The following is a 1887-nucleotide window of genomic DNA, read 5'->3' as shown; positions in this document are numbered from 1 at the left end:
TCCGGCCGCCGCCCCGGCCCGCAACCCGGCCATGGAAGGGGAGGCCGAGGCCTACCTCGAGGACGGCATCCTCGACGTCGTCATCGCCCGTGGCCCCGTCTACCGCCCCACGCCCACCGGCGCCTGAGGCCCGCTTCGGTCCGGTTCCGGCCATCTCGCCCTGCGCGCCCGCGCTACGGGCCCCGCGCAGCCACCGGCTGCCGTACCAGGAGGTTGTTGTGAGCACGAGCGATGACGTCGCCGACGTCCTGATCATCGGCGCGGGTGCGTCCGGGTCGGTCGCGGCCAAGCACCTGGCGGAGGAGGGGTTCCGGGTCGTCGTCCTGGACCAGGGCGACTGGGTTCGCCAGAGCGATCTGCCGGGCAACCGCCCGGAGTACGAACTCATCGCGGCCAAGGACTGGCATCCGAACCCGAACATCCGCCAGGCGCCGCAGGACTACCCGATCAACCTCGAGGACTCGATCGCCCAGATCGGCATGTTCAACGGGATCGGCGGGTCGACGATCCTCTACGCCAGTTGCTGGTGCCGCGCCAAGCCATCGGACTTCCGTGTCCGCACGCTGGACGGGGTCGCCGACGACTGGCCGATCTCCTACGAGGAGCTCGAGCCCTTCTACACCGCGGTCGAGCAGGAACTCGGTGTCTCGGGGCACCCGGGCAACCCCGCCTATCCACCGGGCTACGACCCGCCGCTGCCGGCGCACCCGATCACCGGCGCGGGCCGCAAGCTGGCCGAGGGAATGACCAAGCTGGGCTGGCACTGGTGGCCGGGCTACAACTCGATCCCGTCGCGGGACCACCGGCACCTCAAGCAGTGCCAGCGGCTGGGCATCTGCATGTTCGGGTGCACGGAGGGATCGAAGGCGTCGACGGACGTGGCGTTGCTGCCGGACGCGCTGCGGCACGGCGCGAAGATCGTTCCGCGGGCGCGGGTCGCCCGGATCACGGTGAACGAGCAGGGGCTGGCCGACGGGGCGGTCTACCTGAAGGACGGGGTGGAGCACCACCAGCGGGCGTCGGTGGTGATCGTGGGGGCCAACGGGATCGGGACGCCGCGGTTGCTGCTGATGTCGGCGTCCGACCGGTTCCCCGACGGGTTGGCCAACTCCTCGGGCCTGGTCGGCAAGCGCTTCATGACCCACCCCTTCGGCACGACGGTCGGGCTCTACGAGGACGACCTCGAGGACTGGGGCGGCCCGGCCGGTGAGGTCATCGAGTCCATGCAGTTCTACGAGACCGACGCGTCGCGGGGCTTCGTGCGCGGCAGCAAGTGGCACGTGATCCCCGCCGCAGCCCGGCCGATGATGATGATCCCCCGGTGGACCCTCGGTGAGGGCGTGAGTGAGGAGCCGTTCTGGGGTGAGGACTTCGCCCCCAAGATGCGGCAGTCCATCGGCCGGATGATCGAGATCATGTGCATGCCCGACGACCTGCCGGAGGAGCGCAACGCGGTCACCCTGGACCCGGTGCTCACCGACTCCGACGGGCTGCCGGCCCCGAAGGTCACCTACCGGACCGGCGAGAACACCCGGCGGCTCGTGGACTGGAACCTGGAGCGGGCACTGGAGGCGCACGAGGCCGCGGGTGCGACGAGGGCCTGGGTGTCCAGCCGCAACAACCCGTCCTGGCACAACATGGGTACCGCGCGGATGGGCGATGACCCGGCGACGTCGGTGGTGAACCGGTACGGGCAGGCGCACGACGTGCCCAACCTCTACGTCATCGACGGCAGTCTCTTCGTGACGGCGACCGGGGTGAACCCGACCGCGACGATCTGCGCGCTGGCGAAGCGGACGGCGACCTACATCAGCAGCAACGCGCGCAAGCTGGAGGTGGCCTCGTGACCGAGCAGCCGGCGACCGGGGAGATGTTCGTCGAGGGCCG

Annotated in this window: 1 protein-coding gene; it reads left to right on the top strand. The window is 70.4% G+C overall.

Translation table 11 applies throughout. From position 1 onward, the window contains the following. Positions 1-218 precede the first annotated feature (218 nt). The gene (locus tag ACI782_RS26000) at positions 219-1847 is read left to right on the top strand and encodes a GMC family oxidoreductase (RefSeq protein ID WP_456913007.1); all 1629 of its coding nucleotides are present in this window, start codon (positions 219-221) and stop codon (positions 1845-1847) included. Positions 1848-1887: the final 40 nt, after the last annotated feature.

Source organism: Geodermatophilus sp. SYSU D00703 (assembly GCF_054050155.1).
The sequence above is the reverse complement of the archived record's forward strand: the minus strand, read 5'-3'. Positions and strand labels throughout refer to the sequence as shown.